This window comes from Burkholderia sp. 22088, from assembly GCF_052045915.1.
Taxonomy (GTDB): Bacteria; Pseudomonadota; Gammaproteobacteria; order Burkholderiales; family Burkholderiaceae; genus Burkholderia; species Burkholderia cepacia.
Genome location: NZ_JBQEPY010000035.1, coordinates 1 through 21751 on the forward strand (window position 1 = coordinate 1; position 21751 = coordinate 21751).

Annotated in this window: 20 protein-coding genes; 13 read left to right on the forward strand and 7 right to left on the reverse strand. The window is 63.3% G+C overall.

Features of this window, described 5'->3' with window-relative positions:
• Positions 1-585 precede the first annotated feature (585 nt).
• From bla to ACTJLD_RS40605, 6 genes are all read left to right on the forward strand, one after another.
• On the forward strand, positions 586-1452 hold the full coding sequence (bla, locus tag ACTJLD_RS40580) for a class A beta-lactamase (protein WP_373453115.1): 867 nt from the start codon (positions 586-588) through the stop codon (positions 1450-1452).
• 85 nt (positions 1453-1537) lie between these two features.
• The gene (locus ACTJLD_RS40585) at positions 1538-2350 is read left to right on the forward strand and encodes a hypothetical protein (RefSeq protein WP_141667349.1); all 813 of its coding nucleotides are present in this window, start codon (positions 1538-1540) and stop codon (positions 2348-2350) included.
• Between the two features lie 321 nt (positions 2351-2671).
• Positions 2672-3931: an MFS transporter gene (locus ACTJLD_RS40590; RefSeq protein WP_440661670.1), complete on the forward strand. Its 1260-nt coding sequence runs from the start codon at positions 2672-2674 to the stop codon at positions 3929-3931.
• A 214-nt stretch (positions 3932-4145) separates the two neighbouring features.
• A complete protein-coding gene (locus tag ACTJLD_RS40595; protein WP_226113868.1) occupies positions 4146-4670 on the forward strand; it encodes a RidA family protein in 525 nt (174 codons plus the stop codon).
• Between the two features lie 18 nt (positions 4671-4688).
• The gene (locus tag ACTJLD_RS40600; protein ID WP_059484476.1) at positions 4689-5426 is read left to right on the forward strand and encodes a class I SAM-dependent methyltransferase; all 738 of its coding nucleotides are present in this window, start codon (positions 4689-4691) and stop codon (positions 5424-5426) included.
• A 113-nt stretch (positions 5427-5539) separates the two neighbouring features.
• Entirely contained in the window at positions 5540-7432 is a 1893-nt protein-coding gene (locus ACTJLD_RS40605) for an SAM-dependent methyltransferase (protein WP_059692677.1), read from the forward strand.
• Between the two features lie 172 nt (positions 7433-7604).
• On the opposite strand, the gene ACTJLD_RS40610 is transcribed toward ACTJLD_RS40605, so the two are convergent.
• Positions 7605-8879: a tyrosine-type recombinase/integrase gene (locus ACTJLD_RS40610; protein ID WP_042976913.1), complete on the reverse strand. Its 1275-nt coding sequence runs from the start codon at positions 8877-8879 to the stop codon at positions 7605-7607.
• A gap of 221 nt (positions 8880-9100) precedes the next feature.
• A complete protein-coding gene (gene ribA / locus ACTJLD_RS40615) occupies positions 9101-9751 on the reverse strand; it encodes a GTP cyclohydrolase II (protein ID WP_322073914.1) in 651 nt (216 codons plus the stop codon).
• Positions 9752-9928: 177 nt separating this feature from the next.
• Between ribA and ACTJLD_RS40620 the strand changes: the two genes are divergently transcribed.
• Positions 9929-10390, forward strand: a complete 462-nt coding sequence (locus ACTJLD_RS40620; RefSeq protein WP_021162297.1) for a CBS domain-containing protein — start codon at positions 9929-9931, stop codon at positions 10388-10390.
• A 154-nt stretch (positions 10391-10544) separates the two neighbouring features.
• Here the strand turns inward: ACTJLD_RS40620 and ACTJLD_RS40625 are convergent, their stop codons facing one another.
• A complete protein-coding gene (locus ACTJLD_RS40625; RefSeq protein ID WP_027789405.1) occupies positions 10545-10874 on the reverse strand; it encodes a DUF4148 domain-containing protein in 330 nt (109 codons plus the stop codon).
• A 512-nt stretch (positions 10875-11386) separates the two neighbouring features.
• Here ACTJLD_RS40625 and ACTJLD_RS40630 point away from each other — a divergent pair.
• A complete protein-coding gene (locus ACTJLD_RS40630) occupies positions 11387-11785 on the forward strand; it encodes a GreA/GreB family elongation factor (RefSeq protein ID WP_021162294.1) in 399 nt (132 codons plus the stop codon).
• A 176-nt stretch (positions 11786-11961) separates the two neighbouring features.
• Here ACTJLD_RS40630 and ACTJLD_RS40635 read toward each other — a convergent pair whose 3' ends face one another.
• Positions 11962-13086, reverse strand: coding sequence for a porin (locus tag ACTJLD_RS40635; protein ID WP_021162293.1), 1125 nt, complete (start codon positions 13084-13086; stop codon positions 11962-11964).
• 611 nt (positions 13087-13697) lie between these two features.
• Between ACTJLD_RS40635 and ACTJLD_RS40640 the strand changes: the two genes are divergently transcribed.
• Positions 13698-14081, forward strand: coding sequence for a YXWGXW repeat-containing protein (locus ACTJLD_RS40640; protein ID WP_059652797.1), 384 nt, complete (start codon positions 13698-13700; stop codon positions 14079-14081).
• A gap of 490 nt (positions 14082-14571) precedes the next feature.
• Here ACTJLD_RS40640 and ACTJLD_RS40645 read toward each other — a convergent pair whose 3' ends face one another.
• The gene (locus tag ACTJLD_RS40645) at positions 14572-14958 is read right to left on the reverse strand and encodes a winged helix-turn-helix transcriptional regulator (protein WP_027789408.1); all 387 of its coding nucleotides are present in this window, start codon (positions 14956-14958) and stop codon (positions 14572-14574) included.
• Between the two features lie 321 nt (positions 14959-15279).
• Here ACTJLD_RS40645 and ACTJLD_RS40650 point away from each other — a divergent pair, with 321 nt between their 5' ends.
• From ACTJLD_RS40650 to ACTJLD_RS40660, 3 genes are all read left to right on the forward strand, one after another.
• Complete coding sequence (locus ACTJLD_RS40650) at positions 15280-15756, forward strand: nuclear transport factor 2 family protein (RefSeq protein WP_027789409.1); 477 nt, start codon at positions 15280-15282, stop codon at positions 15754-15756.
• Between the two features lie 212 nt (positions 15757-15968).
• The gene (locus ACTJLD_RS40655) at positions 15969-16784 is read left to right on the forward strand and encodes a helix-turn-helix transcriptional regulator (protein ID WP_440661677.1); all 816 of its coding nucleotides are present in this window, start codon (positions 15969-15971) and stop codon (positions 16782-16784) included.
• Positions 16785-17192: 408 nt separating this feature from the next.
• Entirely contained in the window at positions 17193-18818 is a 1626-nt protein-coding gene (locus ACTJLD_RS40660) for an amidohydrolase (protein WP_119338444.1), read from the forward strand.
• 19 nt (positions 18819-18837) lie between these two features.
• Here ACTJLD_RS40660 and ACTJLD_RS40665 read toward each other — a convergent pair whose 3' ends face one another.
• Complete coding sequence (locus tag ACTJLD_RS40665; protein WP_027789412.1) at positions 18838-19449, reverse strand: cysteine hydrolase family protein; 612 nt, start codon at positions 19447-19449, stop codon at positions 18838-18840.
• A 173-nt stretch (positions 19450-19622) separates the two neighbouring features.
• Positions 19623-20873 carry an MFS transporter gene (locus tag ACTJLD_RS40670; protein WP_027789413.1) on the reverse strand — a complete coding sequence of 417 codons (1251 nt, stop codon included), beginning with the start codon at positions 20871-20873 and terminating at the stop codon, positions 19623-19625.
• A gap of 334 nt (positions 20874-21207) precedes the next feature.
• Between ACTJLD_RS40670 and ACTJLD_RS40675 the strand changes: the two genes are divergently transcribed.
• Positions 21208-21744 carry a VOC family protein gene (locus ACTJLD_RS40675; protein WP_226150239.1) on the forward strand — a complete coding sequence of 179 codons (537 nt, stop codon included), beginning with the start codon at positions 21208-21210 and terminating at the stop codon, positions 21742-21744.
• Positions 21745-21751 lie beyond the last annotated feature (7 nt).

Genomic DNA, 21751 nt, shown 5'->3' on the forward strand with positions numbered 1-21751 from the left:
TGAACTTCGATCGGCTGAGTTTCGTTGCGGAGCGCGCGAAACTGGCTGTTGCGTAGAAACCGATACGCAGGCCGGTGCATTGTTTGAGAGGCAGGGCCACCGGCCCCGTTGTTTTTACGGCGCTTGGTTGTCCAGGTACGCTCGCACGGCCCGATACGTGCCCTCACAATCGAAAGCAACCGACGGAAATCGACCCGAAACGAACCATCGGGTTTCTCGGGAGCGGCCGTTCGCCTAGAAACATTCCCGAAATCTACTGAGGCGCAACCTTGTGGTGCAGTGATCGATCTGGTCTCTTATGACAGGCTTTTGTAGGCGACTCGGGGCTCTAGATCTGCCGGCTGATAGAGGCCTGAGTGACCTTCATTTTCGATGTCGTACAAGCGAAACTCGGACAGCCGCGCTGCCGACTTAAAACCGCGAAGGTCATTCAAGGGCGACTCGTTTGCATGTCGGAGGTATAAATTTTCCTTGGACGTCGCGCAATATTTCATTGTTTTTCGCTCGGACGAAGAGGTGCGATATTGGCGATTCTTCCGGGGAGGTGGTTAATTGATTACACGAAGGCAATTCACCGTTACGGCATTGGCCAGTGCGATAGCCGGTGTTGCGGCTCAAGCAGTTTGCTCGGCGGCGCACGCGCAGCAGGGCACGGTGCTCGCGAGCCCGTTTGAGATGCGACTAGCGCAAATCGAGGCGCAGGTCGGCGGGCGACTCGGCGTGGCAATACTCGATACCGCTAGCGGGAAGCAAGTGGGTTGGCGCATGTATGAGCGCTTTCCGATGTGCAGCACGTTCAAGATCCTGTTGGCGTCACTGGTGTTGATGCGTACGGACCACGGCCAAGAAGATCTCACGCGTAAGATCGTATTTTCGAAGCGCGAAGTGGTGCCTTCTTCACCCGTCAGCGGCCCGCGCGCGGACAGTGACGGGATGACGATCGCGGAACTCTGCGAAGCAGCGCTCACACACAGCGACAATACGGCGGGAAATCTATTGCTTACAAGCGTTGGCGGCCCAACAGGACTTACTGCCTTCGCACGCAGCATTGGTGACAAATTCACCAGACTTGATCGCAACGAGCCAGCACTTAACGAAGCAGCAGAGGGGGATCCGCGTGATTCGACGACGCCGGCCGCGATCCTCTCGGACATGCACGCGCTTTTGCTCGGGAGCACCCTTTCGTCGAGTTCTCGCGACCAGCTCATCGCCTGGCTTGTCTCCAACAAGACCGGAGACGCACGTTTGCGCGCTCGATTGCCAAAAGACTGGCGCATCGGTGACAAGACGGGCACAGGCGATCACGGTACCGTCAACGACATTGCTGTTGTATGGCCTGCGGGCCGCGCGCCGGTCTTCGTAGGTGCGTACCTCACGGGAGCGACGAACGCGACCTCGACACAGCGCGATGAGGCTATCGCAAAAATTGGCGAACTGGTCACGGAAATATAGCGGCGTCGAGAAGTCTATTGTTCCGCTTACGTTTATACTTGTGTTCTTAACGAAATATTTATAATTAAAAATTGATCTATGCGTTATGGTAAATTTTCTGTTTAATAAAACAATTATATCTTTCACATCTGTCTATTTCATGATTTTACGGTGCGCGGTTGCTTCGCCGTACATGGGACATGGTAGTGTATCCGATGATCCGTTCAGCACCCCATATTTCGCGAAAATCGATGGCAACATGGTACTCTCAGTTACCTTGCCACCAAAGCTATTGGGGCTGGACATGAACGACCGGAATTCAATCAAGTCCGAAACGGGCGACTTCAAACAAGCACGCTATACTTTCCCGGACGCGAAGGTTCCGAAATCAATCCTACACGATCTGACCAAGATATATCTTTATGATCGTCGACGCGATGTACCAATTGTGTCTTCGGGAAGGGACTGGGTAATCGCGGAATTTTTCAGGGCGGGATCCCATATACCCGTTTCACGCTTTCGGCTGCTGGGTAGGAAGGTCGAACGCCAGGAACAGCTGGATGAGACTGGACGAACGATTAGGATCATCGCTATCGGCTGGGCTCGCTCGTCCACGGCGGAAGATGACGAGACAACAGATATGTCAGAGCTCGGTCAACATCCCGTGTGGATTCGAGTATTCAAGGTATCTCCTGCGGGAAAGAAAATACTCGTTGCTTTAGCCTGGCGACGGAAGCGTTTCGCTACGGCACCTGAGATCTATGACGAACCAGACGACAAGTTGCTCGCTTTCGGTCTACCGAATGGAACTGTGAAGTGGCATACAAAGGCCGAGTTCCTGAAAGCGTGGGATATTGACCCCAATGCTACAAAGTTATTGGGAAGGTCCGTGTCGACAGAAAAATCGCACCAACCATGATCAATCCTTACTGGAGTCTTATTTTGCCGATTACTCTGAACTATTCGCACTAGGCAGAAAATTTCTTCAGTCTTTGTCACGCGGTACCCGAGCACTTTTTCCGATTTTGCTTGCACCTCACGTTACGTCAGCTTTTATGGTTCATACGGACGAAACGGCCTGGGCATTGACGTGGCGCTGCAGCTGGCTCTTGATCTGAATGGGCCGTATGCGCATGGCCATTGACCACGTATCTGATCCGCTGACCGCGGGCTGAAGCAGCGTGCCAGGCCCGCGTGCTTACGTCCGCTTGTCCAGATTCATCAGTAGGGAGCCACTTTCATGGCGTTAGCCGCCGAACTGAAACAGAATGCTTCGCCGTATTTCCTGGCGTTGGGTGCCTTTGCGATTGGTACCGAAGGATTTATGCTCGCGGGGCTGCTGCCGATCATCGCGACAGATCTGTCCATCAGCGTCGCGGAGGCGGGGCAGCTCGTGACCGTCTTTTCGATTGCGTATGCGATCAGCTCGCCGATCCTGACGACGGCCGGTGCGGGCGTGAACCGGCGGCATTTCCTGATTGTCGCGCTGCTGTGCTTCGCAGCCGCCAATTTCGCGGCTTGCGCATCGCCCGGCTATCTGCCGCTGCTGGCCGCGCGCGTCCTGCTAGCCGTATCGGCCGGCCTGTACATGCCGAGCGCGAATGCGCTCGCCAGCTCGCTGGTCGCGCCGGAGCGTAGGGGGCGTGCGCTCGCGACCGTCCATGGCGGGGTTACGATCGCCGTCGCACTTGGCGTGCCGCTCGGCGCGTGGATCGGCAGCCACTTCGGCTGGCGTGCGACCTTCGCCAGCATCGGCGTGTTGTCCGCGCTCGTGACGCTCGCGGTGATGGTCGGCTTGCCGCGCGGGGTCGGCGCGAACCTGTCGGTACCGTCGCTCGCCCAACGGGTGGCCGTCGGGCGCCAGCCCGCCGTGCTGGTCACGCTGCTCATTACGACCCTATGGGCCGCCGGCATCTGGACTATCTATCCCTATCTCGCGCCGTTCTTGACAGGCCGCCCTGGCTTCAGCGGCGCGCAAGTGGGCGTCGTGCTGCTGCTGTATGGCGTGTTTGCCGGCATCGGCGTATCCATAGGCGGTCGTGCGATTGATCGTCTCGGCAGCGGGAAGGTATTGATCGCCTGTCTGATCGTAATGACGCTGTCGTATGAGAGCCTGACCGCCAGCGCGCTGCACCTGGAACCCGCGCATGCGCGCGTCGCGATCTTGATCGCGATCGCCGCATGGGGTGCAGCAGGCTGGGCGTTCAACCCGGCTCAGCAAACCAAGCTGATCGACATCGCCGGCCTTGACGTCGCGCCGGTCTCGCTGTCGCTCAATTCATCGTTCACGTATCTCGGCTTCGCGCTCGGCGCGGCGCTTGGATCGTTCATCGTCGCGTACCGCTCCGTGACTGACATTGGCGCGATCGGTGGAGTGTGCGAGGTCGCTGCGCTGCTCATCACGCTGGTGACCCATCGCCGTGTCCGGCCTACGGCGACGCGCATTCACGGCGCGGTACCGGCTGCCCCCACGCCCGCCGAACGTTCGACGCAGCCATGAAACGACACGAATGCAAGACAACGTAACGGGACACGATGCGCCCGTAGTGCCTTCGTCCCGGTTGACGTCGACAGCGCCGGACTGACAGAGGTCTTGACCCGACGATCGACATTGACGGATCGTTGTGGACGAGTCGGAAATCGTGATACGAGGAAAAGTACCTCACTCACGCGGAGGCGATCGTGATGGAGGCACCGGCAGACGTGCCAAACTGATGAACGAACCCGTCGCACCTTTCTGGTTCAAACCGATCGCCAAAACCGGGACTGCTATGACTACCGAAGAGCGACTCAAAAGTTCAGGGTTAGTACTGCCTCCAGTTCCTTCTCCTATCGCCAACTTCGTGAGTTGGCGGCGATCCGGCCAGATTCTTTATCTATCCGGTCAGGGGCCACGCGATGCTTCCGGCATGATTATCAGCGGGAAATTAGGTCGGAACTACAGTGTCGAACGAGGCTATGCCGATGCCCGTCAAGTGGGTCTGCAGCTTTTGTCGACAATTCAACAGGCGGCAGGATCGCTTGATCACATTGCCGGCGTTTTGAAAATCTTCGGCATGGTGAACGCAGCGCCGGACTTTTGCGATCATCCGACGGTCATTAACGGCTGCTCGGACCTGTTTGTGGAGGTACTAGGCGATCGCGGTCGGCACGCCAGGTCGGCGGTTGGGATGGGTTCGCTACCCAACGGGATGTCGGTGGAAATCGAAGCGATCGTCGAGATCGTGAACGGGCACTAAGACATCGATGGTGACGCAATGACGAATGCGATCTCGCGGCACTACGATACGCTCCTTGCAGAGCACTACACCTGGATGTTTGGAATGCCTTTCCGGGACAAAGTGGATGAGCAAAGAAAACTGCTCGAGGCGCTGGGAGTAGGGGCCGGCAGGCATGGAACAGCACTCGATCTCGGCAGCGGGCCCGGATTCCAGTCGATTGCACTCGCGAGCCTGGGTTTCGAAAAAGTCGTTGCTGTCGATACGAGCCAGACGCTACTAGACGAACTCAATAACCAGAAGGGCGATCTTCCAATCGAGACGGCCTTCGCTGATCTGCGAGGCTTGGATCGCCTGGTCGTTCCTCGGTCTGCGGAGGCAATCGTGTGCATGGGTGACACGCTCACGCACCTGGACAGCATGCAGGACGTGAAGGACGTGTTCAGGAAGGCGCGAGATGTCTTGCAACCGTCGGGCCTTCTGATCCTGACTTTTCGGGATCTCTCCATCGAGCTAACGGGGTTGGACCGGATTTTCCCCATTCGCGCTGATCGCGATCGCATCATGACGTGCATGCTCGAATATGGCCCAGATGCCGTTGTTGTCAATGACCTTGTCCATGTTCGAGAAGCGGGAGCCTGGACGCTTCACAAGAGCAGTTATCAAAAGCTCCGGCTGCATCCTGATACGCTTTCGGACGAATTGAGGCGAATGGGTTTCACCGTGAGAACAAACGCGCCAATTGGCAGAATGCACGCACTTGTCGCGGAGAAGTGATCGCAGGCCGTGGGAGGAAATCACGCGTTGAAAGTTGCTTGCACAACCTTTTATATTTCCCTTGCACCTGACGTTGCGTCAGCTTTTATAGTCGGTACCGACGACTGGGAAAAATGCGACTGAAAATCGGCGATCTGGCGAAGAAGGCGGGACTTAGCGTCCGTGCGTTGCATCACTACGATGCAATCGGGTTGCTGTCGCCGTCGCAGCGTACCGAGGGCGGTGCGCGCCTTTATGGGCGCGACGATCTCATCCGGCTGCACCGCATCGAAGCATTGAAGCGGTTCGGGTATTCGCTTCCGGACATCAAGGCCAGCCTCGATGGTCAGTTCGCCGATGCACCGCTTCTGCTTCTGCAGCGCCAGATCGCAGAACTCGACGCGCAGGCGTCGCGCGCGCAGCGTCTCGGTCGTCACCTGCGATACATCGTGGACATGCTCGCCACCGACGGCGAGACCACGACAACCGACTGGCTGAATGCTCTGGAGCTGATGAACATGGTTCAAAAACACCTCGATGACGACGAATTCGATGCGCTGCTGGCGGCCGGCCCTGAGTCGATGCCGTCGACCGATCCGGCATGGTCCGCGCTGATAGACGAAGTTCGCGAGGCCGTGCAACGGCCATTGCCGACTGACAGCGACGCAGCCGTGGCGCTCGCATGGCGCTGGATCCGGCTTGTGGTGCGGATGACCCGCAATGACCCAACGCTCGCCGCCAAGCTGATGACAATGCAGCTCGACGAGCCGCGTGCACCACAACTCGTCGGCATCACCGCGCCGATGCTGGCGTGGATCAATGAAGCATTCGTGCACGCGCGCTGCGCGCTATTCGCGAAGTATCTCGGTGCGGCGCAGATGAGCGAAGTGCGTAGTCGCCAGTTCGCGATGATGAACAGCCGCGCCTGGCCCGCGCTGGTAGGCGATTTGCGCGCGCAGATGGAAGACGGGGTCGATGCAGGGGCGGCACCGGTACAGGCGATCGTCAAGCGCTGGCAGCAATTGTTTCGCGACAGCTTCTGCGGGGAGGACAAGGTGCTCGAGGCGCGCGTGCTCGATGTAATGATGCGCGAGCCCGATCTGCAGCTCGGTGTCGGCATCGACGACGCGTTGCTTGCCTATCTGCACCAGGCGAACTTCGCTGGCCACGGCGTGATCGCAGCCAACGCCGGACCCAAGCCGAGCGCGCTGATGGTAGCCACGCAGCGGGCTGCGCACCAGTTGCTCGATCGGCCTCTGGTGCTGGACGATCCGGTCGCTCTCGCTGTCCTTGGTGCGACTGAAGCCCAAGCCGTGCACGACAACATCGACCGGTTCCGGCATCCGGCTTCGGTCGGACTGCGCAGTTCGGTGATCGTACGCAGCCGGTTGGCCGATGACGTGTGGGCGGCGGCGATCGAACGAGGTGTTCGCCAGTATGTGGTGCTCGGCGCGGGGCTCGATACCAGCGCGTACCGGCATCCCCATGCGGCCGGGCGTATCTTCGAAGTCGATCTGCCGGCGACGCAGGCATGGAAGCAAGCGCGCTTGCGCGAGGCCGGCATCGCGTTGCCGCCATCGCTGCATTTCGTACCGGTCGACTTCGAGCGCGTCGGCTTGGCCGAGGGTCTTGCACGTGCCGGTTTCGACGCGGATGCGCCGGCCATATTCAGTTGGCTTGGGGTGACGATGTATCTCGACGAGGCGGCGGTCATCGATACGTTGCGTTTCGTCGTCGATTGTTCCGAAGGCAGCGCGGTGCTGTTCGACTATGCTCTGCCGCTGTCGAGTCTGCCGCCGATCCTGCGTATCGCGATGGAGCAGATGACGTCGCAATTCGCCGAGCGCGGGGAGCCGTGGAAGAGCTTCTTCGAGCCCGACGCGCTTGTCGAAACGTTGGTCTCGCTGGGTTTCGGCCACTGCACCACGTGGACGCCGGACGATTTGAATCAGCGTTATTTATCGAACCGCACCGATGCGCTGCTTCTCGGAGAGACGCCCACACGGCTGGTGCTGGCGACGGTCTGAATCCAGTGCCGCTTTCTGTTCCGGTGTCGATCGGTTAGCCGGCCTCAGTCAGTCATCCATCGACACTGATTGTCGACGATTCAGGCAATCGCGTCGAGCGACTCTTCCTGGCCGAACAGAGTCAGACGATCTGACGCTGTCCGTTTGGTCTAACCTCGCCTTACACAACAGATTACTTAGTCGGATATCGCAGCGCGAGTTCATCAAGGAACTGCGACAGGCGCGTGAGCCACTCTCGACGTTCCCGATCGTAGTGGTGCCGGTTATACACGCCGGCTACACCCGGTTGAACATGACCAAGTACCGCCTCCGCGACATCATGCGGGCACCCAAGTGCGGCAAGCATAGTTCGGGCGGTCCTCCGCAAATCGTGAGGCGACCAGTGCGTGACGGGTAGCCGCGGCCGATTATGATTCGGCGCCTGCTTACAGTACGGCTGATGATAGTAAATGCCGTGCGAAATGACGGTCTGCTTCATCATCTCGCCGGTCGACGTCGGGAACAGAAAGCCGTTCACAGCCTGGTCCTTGCGTCGACGGACAACGGCCTCGGCTCGACCAACGAGCGGCACCCGCAAATCCCCTGCTTTCGCGCGCCACGAGTTCTTGGTTTTTTCCTTCGGCACGGTCCACCAGAGGCCGTCCGCCTCGTCGGCGATTTCGTGCGACTCCATAGAAATGATTTCGCCGCCGCGGGCGCCCGTCCACAGATACAACGTGATCGCGTCCGAAACCGTTAGGCTCATATTCGGCAGCCAGCGGAGCAGCGTGCCGACCTCATCCTCGCTCAATACCCGCTTTTTTGTGCCCATGGCGACGCCGTCGATCGTGCGCCCCTTGCTACGAAGCTTGCCGCGCAGGATCATTCGCCACCAGTTCGGCGTGCCGTCAGGCAGCCTCCCAGCGTCCATCGCATAGTCCCATGCTCCGCCTAACTCCATGCGGAGGCGAGCGGCGAGCGCCGGCGTGGCACGATAGGAATTCAAGAATTCGAACGCCTGCGCACGAGTTATCGACGCAGCCGGAACGCTCTCGATCGGGCCGAGCATCGCCTTGAACATCCGCCTAACCTCGATCACGCCCTTATCCTTCCGGGTCGGCTCCAGATAGCCGCCCATGTAGTCGAAACACACCCGCTTGACGGTGTATGCGTCGACGGTGCGCGAATTGGCAACCGCAGCGCGCTTCTCGCGCTTTGCAGCAGCAGGATCGGCCCCGGCATCGCGCTCCGCTCGCCTTTGCTCCCATTCAGAAATCGCTGCGGGAAACCCCATGGCCGGCCACTCGCCGAGCTTCACCTGACGCATCCGGTCGTCAATGGGGGATTTATATCGGTAGATCCAGGAGCGACGGCTCTCGCTGGCCTGAAAGCGGAGTCCCGGGAATCCGTCAAAGGTCATGTGCTGCCCGGCAGGCAGCTTGCTCGCGGTTCGTGCGTCGAATCTCATCAGCGGTCGGCGTAGGTTTTTGTTGTGGGCCGGGACCGCAGCGTAGCTTTTCGGTCTGGCGTAGGAAAATGTTACGCCAGAGTGCCAAGTTTTCGCCTATTTCGTCAAGTGCAGACAATGCACCTGACAAACGCAACTTTCGGCTCAAACCCTTTACCATAAAGGCTTCGAGGTGCGAAATCCAGATGGAGCAAGGGGCTCCGCAGAGCCCCTTGTTTCCGTTACTCGTTTTCTTCGAAGTAATGCCCGAACTTCGTCTGCTTCGTGCGGATATAACGCTCGTTTTCCTCGCGCACGGGCACCGCAAGCGCCACGCGTTCGCAGACGGGAATGCCGTGCTTCGCGAGCGTGTCGAACTTCGCCGGATTGTTGCTCATCAGCCGCACCGACGTCACGCCGAGGATCCGGAGGATCGCGGCGGCCGAGTCGTATTCGCGGGCGTCGTCGGGCAGGCCGAGGTCGAGGTTTGCCTCGACGGTGTCGCGCCCCTGCTCCTGCAGCGCGTACGCGCGAATCTTGTTGCTCAGGCCGATCCCGCGCCCTTCATGCCCGCGCAGATACAGCAGCACGCCGCGGTCTTCGGCCGCGATGTAGCGCAACGCGAGATCGAGTTGCTCGCCGCAGTCGCAGCGGTACGAGCCGAACACGTCGCCGGTCAGGCATTCGGAATGCAGCCGCGTCAGCACGGACTGCTCGCCGGCGACGTCACCCATCACGAGCGCGAGATGTTCGGCATCGCTGCCCGATACGCGGAAAGCGTACGACTTGAACGTACCGTAGCGTGTGGGCAGCGACGCGGTGGCGACGAGCGTCACGCACTCGTCGGCCTGGCCATGGCCCGGCGTGGGCGATTGTGGACGCGAAGACATCATGAATTCAATCGAAACGTTCAGGAATGTAGGAGTTGTGTGGATAGTGCGTGACGGGAGTTTACCGCTAATCTGGAATCGTCACGCGACTGCCGCCACCTGCGCGGCTATACTGGGCTCATCGGGTGACACGCATCACGCCCTGCCTGCCCTGCATCGACCTGCACACGGAGAAAGCGAATGAGCACGACTGTCGCGCAGATTCTCAAGGCCAAGCCGGATTCGGGCCGCACCATCTATACCGTCACGAAGACCGATCTCGTCTACGACGCCATCAAGCTGATGGCGGAAAAGGGCATCGGCGCGCTGCTGGTCGTGGACGGCGACGACATAGCGGGCATCGTCACCGAGCGCGATTACGCGCGCAAGGTCGTCCTGCAGGATCGCTCGTCGAAAGCCACCCGCGTCGAGGAAATCATGACGGCGAAGGTGCGCTACGTCGAACCGTCGCAATCGACCGACGAGTGCATGGCGCTGATGACCGAACACCGGATGCGCCACCTGCCCGTCCTCGACGGCGGCAAGCTGGTCGGCCTCATCTCGATCGGCGACCTCGTCAAGAGCGTGATTGCCGATCAGCAGTTCACGATCAGCCAGCTCGAACACTATATCCACGGTACGCCTGCGGTTACGTCCGCCTGACCCGCCCCAGCAAAAAAGGCCCAAACGCGTGAGCGTCTGGGCGGAAAGCCGCCGGAATGCGGCGACGGAGGTTCTGCTCCTGCGGGCGAATGACGCGCGCAACTGGCGCGCGTCTCGTCGATTAAGCGGTGCGCTCGGGCAGACCCGGCGGTGTTCAGTTCCCGAAGTAGACCGAGTTCACGGGGTTCGGTGCTTCACGCGTCATGCGGCGGCCGGCTTGCCCGGCACCCGTTGCCACGGCACCGTAGCCGCTCGTATCGGCTTGCGCGAGCATCGGCTGGTTCGGTTGAATGCGTTGTTCGGCGGCCTGGATGTTGTCCGGATACTGCGAATCGCTCGCCAGCGGCTTGTAGCCGTTCTGTTCGAGTTGCACGAGCTCGGCCTTGACCTGGTCGCGGGTCAAACCCTGCTCGGACTGTGCAAACGATGCGATCGGGGCGGCAAGGACGGATGCGGCGATGGCTGCGTAGATGATCGACTTCATGATTTACCTCCGGAATATGTTCTCTTATGACGTCGCCTCGGCAGGACTGTCTGAAGCGATTGAATGCAGTGTAGTTCTCGCATTCCCAAGGGGAAACCCTTAGTTTGAACATACAGCGTTGCGATTTCGACAAAAATAGACGACATTTTTCGGGCGATATCGCGACAACTTGCTTCAGCAGCACAACAATCGCTGACGAACTGCCGACGGCCAAATCACATATTCCGAAGGTTGTGTTGTAGAATCGTAAGGTTTTATTCGTCAGTCGATCTTCCATCCACCATGTACGCACGCACGCTCCTTTCGGTTTCGCCGTCCGGCCCGGCCGGCGTGCGCGCGCGCGCCGGTCATCCGGCGCATCCCCTCGCTCGACGCACGGCCCAAGCGCCGCTCGCCCCTGCCCGGCGCCTGATCTGACGGCTCGGTCTCCTCCCGGAGCCAGGTCAGACAGGCTCCGGGCGATCCTCATAGGCACGCCACGCCTGCCCCTGCCGATCATTTGGAGAACAGCCATGAAACAACGCCTTTACCAGTTGACCGAACTCGACGTTGCTCGCCTCGAGAAGCACGCCGAACACAACCCGCGCTTCCAGACGATGCTCGATACGCTGCTCGAGCGCGCCGACATCGTCCAGCCCGATGCCATCAAGGCGAACGTCGTCACGATGAATTCGCAAATCACGCTGCTTGACGAAGCGTCCCAGGAACAGGCCACCTGGACGATTGTTTATCCGGATGCCGCCAATCTCGAACTGGGCCGCCTGAACGTCTTCTCGCCCGTCGGTATGGCACTGTTGGGCACCCAACGCGGCCAGATGGTCAAGGTGATGCAGCCGAGCGGCGCCGAAAAGCTGATGAAGGTCGCCGCGATCGTGTTCCAGCCGGAAGCCAACGGCGAATACACGCGCTGAGCCATCTGCGGCGGGTATCGCCCCGCAACGGCGCACAACGAGAAAAGCGAGGCACACGCCTCGCTTTTTTGCATCCGGAGGATGCGAATCGCCGACACCTCGTTCCACAGACGAAAAAAAAGGCGCCCGAAGGCGCCTTTTTCGATTCTGCGAAGCGGGTTACCCCGCCGTCACGCTTAGAAGCGGTGACGCAGACCAACCGTTGCTGCGGTTTGGTTGATCGACGAGCTCGGCAGGTTGTTGCTGAAGCTGTCGCCGTTGTAGATCGATGCGCCAACGCCGTTCTTCGCTGCACGCTGGTACACAGCTTGAGCGTAGACATCCGTGCGCTTCGACAGTGCGTAGTCAGCTTGCAGGCCGAACTGGTTCCAGTGCGTGCTGCCGTTGTTGATCTTCGCGTTCGTGTACGTGTAAGCAGCACCCAGGCCGAGAGCCGGCGTCAGGTTGTACTTTGCGTTGACTTCGTAGTTGTCGGTGCGAACCGAACCCAGGCTACCGACTGCATTGTTGTCGAGGCGCGCTTGCGTCCATGCTGCGCCGACTTGTGCCGGACCGAATGCGTAGCCAGCAGCAGCACCGTACGTGCGGACGCGGCCTTGGCTAGCGATGCCACCGATCGCCGACGACGTCGCGCCGTTTGCGTTCGTACCGTCACCCAGGTTCGCTTGCGAGTAAGCTGCTGCCAGCTTCAGGCCTTGGAACTGGTATGCAGCACCCGCGCTGTATGCACGGTTGTTGCCGAAGTTCGTGTTGTTCGAGAACGAGTACGTGCCGCCGAATTGCAGGCCAGCGTAGTTTGCGCTCGTGAACTTGATCGTGTTGTTCTGTGCGACGTCGCCGTTCGTGCTCAGACGGTCAAGGTTCAGCGGGTGCGCGAAGTACGTGCCGCCCCACGAGCCGGTTGCCGTCAGCGGTGCCAGGTAGTCTTGCGTTGCGTCGTACTGCTTACCCAGCGTGACCGTGCCGTACTGGCTCGACAGGCCGACGAAAGCTTGACGGTTGAACATGCCGCCGTTGCCGTTCGCGAACTTGCCGTTACCGATGTTGAAGCCGCTTTCCAACGTGAAGATTGCCTTCAGGCCGCCACCCAGGTCTTCCGAGCCACGCAGGCCGAAACGGCTCTGGTCAATGCCCGAACCCATCGCCCAACGCGACTTGCCAGCTTGGCCCAGTGCCGGCTGGACGTTGCTCGTGTAGGTGATGCCTGCGTCCAGCACGCCGTACAGCGTGACGCTGCTTTGCGCGTGAGCGACGGTTGCGAACGATGCTGCAGCTGCTGCAACGATCAGAGTCTTGTTCATTCGTGGAGCTCCCTTCTAAAAAGAGGCAGGTCTCGCGACCTTGTTCATAAACGGTCTGCAACCGCCCGGGAGCGCCATCGATCCTGCTGGCCGCGCCCGGATAGTTGCCCGTTTGGGAACCGTGAGTTTAGGGGTGTACCCTAGGGGAGCGATCCGCAAATAAAGAAATAAGCTTTTCCAGAACTAGAAATAATGAAAGTGGGGCCGAGTTATAAGTATTTGTTTTGACGTTTGTTTTTGACTTCTTGACGGGGGCTTTTTGGAGGCTTCCATCGCACCATTCTTTCATGTCATCGTCTTGACGGTTGCATAGAAACAACAAACGGATTCGGCGTGGCACCCCAGAATAGGTAAATTTTACCCGATTCGATCTCGAATTTCTGGCTCCGAGCGCCTAAAACACATCCGTCAGCCGGTAAACAGGACGCGACGTTCGTGCTGCACGGGCAACATCCATCGTCAGCCGCAGAAAAACAGCGAGACCGGCCTCCGCCCGCTGGCGGTTCGCCCGCCTGCCGTGACACACGTAACAGCCTTGACCGCACGCGTAACCCGCCCGGCGGACTGGCAGGCTAATGTAAGGCAGCCTCGAATACTGAACAGGACACGCCATGAATCGACGCTCCTTGTTGCGCGCCATCGGATTGACCGCCGCCTTCGTCGGCACCGGCGGCTGGCTCCGCGCCGCTTCTGCCCAGCCCGTGCCGCCCCCGCCGCCCGGATATCGGCCGCCCGGCCCGAACCGCGTGCCCGGCAGGCCGCCCTATGCGGACCGCCCGGGCTTCGCGCCGCCTGCCGCGAGACACGATCGCCGCCCACCGCCGCCACGGCCGCACGGCTATATATGGACGGACGGTTACTGGCGCTGGCAGCGAGGCCGCTATATATGGGTGCCGGGCCGCTGGGTCGCACGGCGCCCCGGGCGTCGATGGGTGCCCGGCTACTGGCGCCGCCAGGGACAGGTGTGGATCTACGTCGACGGCACGTGGCGATAGGCAGGCGCGCGGCACCCCGCACTCGGCCGATGGCAGCCCCGGAACCAGGCGGCGCGACGAGCCCGCGCCATTCAGCCTCGACATCATGATGCCCGGCAGGCGCCCCCGCGCGCCCTGCCCCACCTCGCCCCGACGCATGCGCCCAGGCGTCCATCGGATCAGGCACCCTCGGCCGCCGACATGCCCGCCGGGTCTGCGATGCGCCATCCCGGTTCGGCCAGCCCCTGCCGCACCTCTCATGCGCCATGCAGCGAAAGACCGCCATTGCAATCGCCCCGGCGCGTACTCCGCAAGCGGGGCACCGCCAGTGCATTCCCGCATTCGGGACGAACGGAGCACATTGAAACTTCGGCGATGCCTGCCGCCCCGTCGAGATCATTCGGATAACGAAATCACATGCGGCAATGCACATGCAATCGCGGCATGCCTCGTCGCATCGCACTCGATCCGCCGCACACCGTCCATCGACAAAACAGCGCGTACGCCCTGCTCAGCGCCCGCCGCCGTCCAGCTCCCGTGCACGGCGCCGCGCGGCGCAGATCGCGCGATGATGTTCGTCCGCCCACTGGATCATCGCCTGCATCGGCGTCAGGAACGAACGCCCGAGGTCGGTCAGCGCATATTCGACGCGCGGCGGCACTTCGGCGAACAGCGTGCGGCTGACGAAGCCGTCCTGTTCGAGCCGCTTGAGCGTGCGTGACAGCATCTGCTTCGACACATCGCCGATCGCGCGGGCGAGTTCGTTGAAACGCATCGTCCCGCCGGACAGCGCTTCGAGCACGAGCAGGCTCCACTGGTCGCCGATGCGGTCGAGCACATCGCGGATCGGGCAGGGCTGATCGAGTTCGACGGTTTCGTCGGCGGGCGGGAACGGCATGACGGGATTCTCTTTCAAGGGCAACGCATGGTCAGCGCGGTGTGACCTGTTCACACCGCGCTGACTTCTTGTGACGGGTTCGCGGCAACTGTACCATTCGAGCGGCCCGGCAGCCGCGCGGATTCGGCAGTTCAACGAAGCATGACGACGACGCGCTTAGTCCGTATCTCGACGATACGAACCGGGCGGCGAATCCCTCGCGTCGACAACGCCCGTGCATCCGGCACCCTGCCCCGTCGCCCGCCGATCGTCATGACCGGCCCGACCCGCCGTCGCGCATCGCGCGCCAACCCACGCTTCGTCAGACAAGGAACCCGCTACATGTCATCGCTCCGCTCCCCCGTTCGCACCGTTGCCGCGCTCGTCCTGCTGGCCGCGTCGACGGCCGCGCTGGCCGCCGGCCCGGCCACGCGCAACCTGGCCGCCGAGGAAGCCAACCGCCAGCTCGTGCTGACGTTCTACGACCGCTTCTTCAACAAGCACGAAGCGGTCGAGGCCGCCGCCGTCGTCGCGGACGACTACAAACAGCACAACCCGCACGTACCGGACGGCAAGAAGCCGTTCGTGTCGTACTTCGTCGGCGCCTTCCAGAAGAACCCGGCGTCGCGCGCGCGCATCGTGCGCAGCGCAACCGACGGCGACCTCGTCTACCTGCACGTGCACGCGACCGAGCGCCCGGGCGACCGCGGCGAGGCCGTCGTCGACATCTTCCGCGTGAAGGACGGCAAGATCGTCGAACACTGGGACGTGATCCAGCCGGTACCCGAAACGTCCGCGAACGCGAACACGATGTTCTGACGCGCGGGGCCGCCACGCGGCGCGCAACGATGCGCGCCGCCCGCCGGGCAAGCGCGAATGCCTCGCGGCGGCGAAGTCTCCTACAATCGAGCTTCGCCGCCGCGCCGGCCTCCGTCCCGCATGACCGCACCGCCGGCCGCCGCGCCGCCGGCTCGCCGTCGCACGCGAAACACGGCCGGCACGGGCGGCCGTTCGCGAAGACGGTGTCAACGATGAGCCCCGCCCATATTTCCCTCAGCAATGCCGGCGACCTGGTCGCCAGCCTCGGCAGTCCGCAGTTTCCCGCCCGGCTTTGGGCATGGCTGCGCGAAACCGTCGATCCGCAGTCCCATTACAGCGTCGCGACGCGCTACCGGCGTGACGCGCCGTCGCATTCGGTCGACAGCGTCGACGTGCTGTTCTTCGCGGGCGGCGACGACCCCGACGGCACACGCCACGCGCTCGATCTGTATACACAGGGCGACTGGCGCAACGACACGCTGCTCCCGCATATCGAGCGCACCACCGATTCGCAGCTCGTGTTCTCGTGCAACGAGGACGTCGACACGGCAACCGAATACGGCCGCCAGTTCGCGCTCGGCGAACTCGGCGAAGACTGCACGCTGCTCGGCAGCGAGCGCGACTATGTCTATGCGTTCTCGCTGTTCCGCCGGCGCGGCCAGCCGTCCTATACGCTGGCCGAACTGGCGCTGCTGCGGCAGCTCGGCGATTTCGTGCTGCCGCTGCTGATCCAGCACGCGCGGCTCGCCCGCCTGACGCCCCGCTCGGACGACGGCGCGCTGCTGCAGCGGTTCGAACAGCGCCTGTCGGCCAGCGGCGCAACGCTGTCGCAGCGCGAACGGCTCGTGTGCCGCGCGGTGCTGCAGGGCCGGCCCGTCCCCCGGATCGCCGACACGCTCGCGCTCAAGCCGAGCAGCGTGCGCACCTATCTCGGGCGCGCGCTCGCGAAACTCGGCGTGACGAACCGGGCCGGGCTGTTCGCGTGGTGCGTGACCGAGGAAGAACCGCCGGCAGACCGCGGGCGCTAGACGACGACTCCGCATCCCGGCCACACCCGCCGGCTTTGTCGCAGGTTGTCCTAAAAACGATGACAGACAGCCGGCCGCCCCGCTCCTAGTATCTGACTCACCCGACGACGGGAACGCGTCGGATGCCACGGAGACACCGAATGCCGAATACCGGATGGACGCCGGCCCGCACGGCCGCGCGCGCGTCGCCCATCGATCCGCCGCTTCAGGCCCGGCGGCGGGATCGGCATTACGCCCCGGCCGCGGCCGGCCTTCACCGCGACGCATCGCGGCGCCTGCCGCGCAGCACCGGCACATAGCCGCCCCCATCCCATTCCAACCCGACCGGGTTCACGCGACCGGACGAGCCCCTCGGCCCGCCCGCCGGACACGTGCGCCCGTCGATCAGCCCCCATCCGGAGGAGACACATGCAATACGCCGACACCGCCTACCTGAACGGCCTGCTTTACACCGGCGACGCGCAGCGCCGCTTCGCGCAGGCGCTCGCCACCCGGGACGGCAAGATCGTCGCGGTCGGCCGCGACGACGATATCCGTCCGCTCATCGGCCCCGCGACGCGCACCGTCGACCTGGCCGGCAGGCTGATGCTGCCGGGCCTCGTCGACGGCCACGTGCACCCGCTCGAAGGCCACCAGATCCTCGGCGACTTCGACCTGTCCGGCATCAACGATCCCGACACGATCCTGCAGCGCATCCGCGCCTGCGCCGATGCGACGCCGAACGAGCCGTGGGTCTATCTCGGCGGCGCCAACCTGGCCGCATTCGGCGCGTATCCGACCCGCGAACTGCTCGACCGGATCGTGCCCGACCGGCCGCTGCTCGTGGTCGGCTTCGACGTGCACAGCGGCTGCCTCAACACGAAGGGCCTCGAAGCGGCCGGCATCCACGCCGACACGCCCGACCCGGCCGGCGGCGTTTACGAACGCGACGCGTCCGGCGCGCCGAACGGTGTCGTACACGAAGCGGCGTTCTATCGCGTCTGCCCGCTCATTCCGCAACTGAGCCCGGCCGGCTACCCGAAGTCGCTCGCGAAAGCGCACGCGATGGCGCACGGCTACGGCATCACCGGCTGGTTCGACGCACGCGTCGAGGAGGCCGAACTCAAGGCGTATGCCGACGCGCAGCGCGCGGGCACGCTGAAGGTGTACATGAGCGCGGGCCTCTATGCGAACCCGCGCCGCGATCCGCGCGAGCAGATCGAGCGCTTCGCCGCCTGGCGTCGCGCGTACGAATGCGACAACCTGCGCCTGCATACAGTGAAAATCTTCGTCGACGGCGTGCCCGAATCGAAAACCGCCGCGCTGCTCGAGCCGTACGCCGGCACCGACGACTGCGGCCTCGCGCTGTGGAGCCAGGACGCGCTGAACGAGATCTGCCTGCTCGCCGATTCCGCCGGCTTCGACCTGCACTTCCACACGCTCGCCGACCGCGCGGTGCGCATGACGCTCGACGCGCTCGAATATGTCCGGATCCGCAACGGCATGCGCGACCGCCGCGCGCAGCTCGCGCACCTGCAGCTCGTCGATCCGGCCGACATGAGCCGCTTCAACCGGCTCGGCGCGATCGCCAGCGTGCAGACGCTGTGGACGGCCGCGCGCGAAGAGCAGCAGCAGCTCTATCGCGACCTGCTCGGCGCCGAACGCACCGCGCGCAACTATCCGTTCCGCAGCCTGCGCAACGCCGGCGCGATGCTCGCGGCCGGCTCCGACTGGTCGGTCAGCACGATGGACCCGATGCAGATCATCCAGACGGGCGTCACGCACCTGCTGATCGACCAGCCCGACAGCCCGCCGTGGAATCCGCACGAACGCCTCGACCTGCTCACGATGCTCGAGGCCTATACGGTGAACACCGCGTATGCGCTGCGCTTCGACGACTGCACGGGTTCGCTCGAGGCGGGCAAGGACGCGAGCTTCGCGATCCTCGATCGCAATCCGTTCGCCCATCCCGTCGAGACGTTCGCGCAAACCCGCGTGATCGAGACGTGCTTCCGCGGCGAAGTCGTGTACGCCGCGCCGGGCTGGGCCGACTGAAGCACGAATCCGGCGGCCGTCAGGCGACGCCGAGCGCCAGCACCTGCTCGGTCGTCAGCACGTCGCCGAACGTGTCCGACAGCGCAGCCAGCGTCGCGCGATGGAGATCGCGGTGCGATACCGTGCCGCCCTCCGCGATGTCGAGGTCGCGCGTCGCGCAGGCATCGTCGACGACGATCACCGCGTAGCCGAGCGGCACCGCATCGCGTGCCGCGCCGGCCACGCAGGCATGCGTCATCAGGCCCGTGACGATCAGCGTGTCGATACCGGCCGCCTTCAGGCGCGCATCGATGTCCGTCGTCGGGAACACGCTCACCGAGGTTTTCTTCACGACCGCGTGATGCGGCGCCGGCTGCAGGCTCGCGTGAAAGCGGAAGCCGTCGCTGCCGTCCGCGAAGATCGGGCTGTCGGGCGAATCGACGTGCTGGACGTGAAACACCGGAATGCCCGCGCGATCGGCGAACGCGATCACGCGCTGCGCATTGCCCAACGCGCGCGGTCCTTCGGGAATCGGCAGCCGGCCGCTGAAGTATTCGTTCTGGAAATCGATCACCAGCAGCGCGGTGCGGGCGGCGGCGATCGATGTCGGCGCGGTCGCGCCCGCCAGGGTACGGATGGTCGGATGTTGCATGGGTCGCTCTCTCGGTTGGCGTATCGAAGGAACGGCGCGCCGGGCCAGCCGGCGCCGCCGGACGCGGCCCGGACGTTCCCCGGCCGCGAGGCGCCAGTGTCGGGCCGCGCGGCCGGGCGCGACAGCCGCGCGCGGGACAACGTCCGACAGGATCGGGCCAACGTGCATGCCGCCTACGACAGCGCGGCCGTTCGCGCCCCCGGCTGCGTGCGGCCGTACGCGACCATCATCGCGAAGCTGAGCAGGAAGCCCGCGCCGCCGATCAGCAGCAGGCCGATCTCGCCGAACACCGGCAGCAGGTTCGTGAGCGCCCCCGTGACGACCCACGCGACGGCCATCACCGAGCCCGCGACGCCGAGTGCCCAGCCTTGCCTGTCCTCGCTGACCGCGTCGGAGAACGCCGTGTACATCGTCGTATAAGCGACCATGTCGAAGCAGCCGACGACCATCGCGAGCGCCCACAGCACCGGCTCGTGCGGAAACAGCGCGGACAGGACCTGGCCGACGCCCGCGACGAGGAGGCCCGTCTTCGCGATGTCGACCACGCGCCATACGCGCAGCATCAGCCGCACGACGAACAGCAGGCCGAACACGAAGCAGAGGCCGATCACGCCGCTGAACAGCCCGAGCCGCGCGCTCGTGTAGCCGAATTTCGCCTGCAACAGCAGCATGATGGTCTGCAGGTAGAGCCCGTAGCCGACCTGCATCAGGAAGAACACCACCGACAGGAACGCGACGTTGCGCTGGCGCGCGGCCTCTCCGATGATGCGCAGCGGCAGCAGCGGATCGATACGCGTGTCGCCGCGCGGCACGGCCGAGTCGCGATACGACGCCCAGGTCCAGAACGCGCCGATCAGCGACAACCCGGCAACGAGCACGAACGGCGTGCCGTAGTCGAACAGCGGCGAAATCGTGCGGTCGGACGTGACGCCGCCGAGCACCGGGCCGACGATCACGCCCGCGCTGAACGCGAGCGACATGATGCTCATGTTGTACGCCTTGTTTTCCGGCGTGCTCAGGTCGGTGATCGCCGCCTGCGCGATGCCCTGGCAGCCGGCCATCAGCCCGGTGAGCCCGCGGCCGATCAACAGCAGCGCGACGCTCGCATGCCACGCACCGGCCGCCATCATCGCGTAGCCGGCCGCGAGGCCGGTCACGCACAGCAGCAGGATCTTGCGGCGGCCGTAGCGATCAGACAGTTCGCCCATCAGCGACGAGCCGAAGAACATGCACAACGGATAGATCCCGTAGCCGAGACCGAGGTAGAAATTGCGCGCGTGCGCGCCGGCGTCGGCCGGCAGGATGCCCGCGTGCGGATCGCTGAAGATCGCGGACATCATCGGATAGACGAGCCCGAATCCCATCGCGTCGAGCGCGATCGCGAGCAGACAGGGGCCGAGCAACTTGTAATCGAGCCGGGACATGGCGACCTTCCGGACAGAGTGGATGATCGCCCAAGCGTAACGACCGGACGGCGGCCGCGGTAGGCCGCCGCCCGCGATGATGACCATCGGCGGAACCGGCACCCTGCCTGCCGCCCGCGCCGATGGGCCGCCGGCGTCGGCGCGGAACGGCTGGCAGCGGCCGCTACCTGGCGCTTGACGCACCGGCATCGTCGCGACGACCCGCGCCCACCCGTCACGCCGGGACGAAGCGCGCCCACTCATCCGTTTGGATGGCACGCCGCGCGCGCTTTGTTGCGATCATGACCGCCATTCAATGCGCGGCACGCACACGGGCGGCCGCCACGGAGACGCCATGAACGACCCAGTCCTCGGCCCCATCGACCAGATCGGCTACGTGGTCGCCGATCTCGACCGCAGCATCGCGCGCTGGCGCGAACGCCACGCCATCGGCCCGTGGACCGTATTCCGCAACGTACGCCTCGACGGCCATCATCTCGGCGAGCCGGTGTCGGTCACGATGGACGTCGGGCTCGCGTATCGCGGCGATCTGCAGATCGAACTGATTCACGTGACGAACGACACGTCGTCGCCGTACCGCGATGTGCACGGGCAACCGCTCGTCGGGCTGCATCACGTCGCGTGGGTCGTCGACGATCTCGATGCGGCGATCGCACGGTTCACCGCACGCGGCTTGCGCGTCGTGTTCGAAGCGGGCAACCCGGCCACGCGCGTCGCGTATCTCGACGACCCCGACGACCCCGGCCTGCGCGTCGAATTCATCGAAGGCGCCGGCATGCGCGACATGATCGCGCGCGGGATCGCCGAATCACACACCCGGGACGGCACCGATCCGGTTCGCATCATCGACGCGGCGGCCGCCTCCGCATGAGCGGCCC

Coding starts and splice junctions, on each gene's coding strand:
- ACTJLD_RS40585 (WP_141667349.1), top strand. CDS start 1,538: ATGGTAAATTTTCTGTTTAATAAAACAATTATATCTTTCACATCTGTC.
- ACTJLD_RS40590 (WP_440661670.1), top strand. CDS start 2,672: ATGGCGTTAGCCGCCGAACTGAAACAGAATGCTTCGCCGTATTTCCTG.
- ACTJLD_RS40595 (WP_226113868.1), top strand. CDS start 4,146: ATGAACGAACCCGTCGCACCTTTCTGGTTCAAACCGATCGCCAAAACC.
- ACTJLD_RS40600 (WP_059484476.1), top strand. CDS start 4,689: ATGACGAATGCGATCTCGCGGCACTACGATACGCTCCTTGCAGAGCAC.
- ACTJLD_RS40605 (WP_059692677.1), top strand. CDS start 5,540: ATGCGACTGAAAATCGGCGATCTGGCGAAGAAGGCGGGACTTAGCGTC.
- ACTJLD_RS40610 (WP_042976913.1), bottom strand. CDS start 8,879: ATGAGATTCGACGCACGAACCGCGAGCAAGCTGCCTGCCGGGCAGCAC.
- ribA (WP_322073914.1), bottom strand. CDS start 9,751: ATGATGTCTTCGCGTCCACAATCGCCCACGCCGGGCCATGGCCAGGCC.
- ACTJLD_RS40620 (WP_021162297.1), top strand. CDS start 9,929: ATGAGCACGACTGTCGCGCAGATTCTCAAGGCCAAGCCGGATTCGGGC.
- ACTJLD_RS40625 (WP_027789405.1), bottom strand. CDS start 10,874: ATGAAGTCGATCATCTACGCAGCCATCGCCGCATCCGTCCTTGCCGCC.
- ACTJLD_RS40630 (WP_021162294.1), top strand. CDS start 11,387: ATGAAACAACGCCTTTACCAGTTGACCGAACTCGACGTTGCTCGCCTC.
- ACTJLD_RS40635 (WP_021162293.1), bottom strand. CDS start 13,086: ATGAACAAGACTCTGATCGTTGCAGCAGCTGCAGCATCGTTCGCAACC.
- ACTJLD_RS40640 (WP_059652797.1), top strand. CDS start 13,698: ATGAATCGACGCTCCTTGTTGCGCGCCATCGGATTGACCGCCGCCTTC.
- ACTJLD_RS40645 (WP_027789408.1), bottom strand. CDS start 14,958: ATGCCGTTCCCGCCCGCCGACGAAACCGTCGAACTCGATCAGCCCTGC.
- ACTJLD_RS40650 (WP_027789409.1), top strand. CDS start 15,280: ATGTCATCGCTCCGCTCCCCCGTTCGCACCGTTGCCGCGCTCGTCCTG.
- ACTJLD_RS40655 (WP_440661677.1), top strand. CDS start 15,969: ATGAGCCCCGCCCATATTTCCCTCAGCAATGCCGGCGACCTGGTCGCC.
- ACTJLD_RS40660 (WP_119338444.1), top strand. CDS start 17,193: ATGCAATACGCCGACACCGCCTACCTGAACGGCCTGCTTTACACCGGC.
- ACTJLD_RS40665 (WP_027789412.1), bottom strand. CDS start 19,449: ATGCAACATCCGACCATCCGTACCCTGGCGGGCGCGACCGCGCCGACA.
- ACTJLD_RS40670 (WP_027789413.1), bottom strand. CDS start 20,873: ATGTCCCGGCTCGATTACAAGTTGCTCGGCCCCTGTCTGCTCGCGATC.
- ACTJLD_RS40675 (WP_226150239.1), top strand. CDS start 21,208: ATGAACGACCCAGTCCTCGGCCCCATCGACCAGATCGGCTACGTGGTC.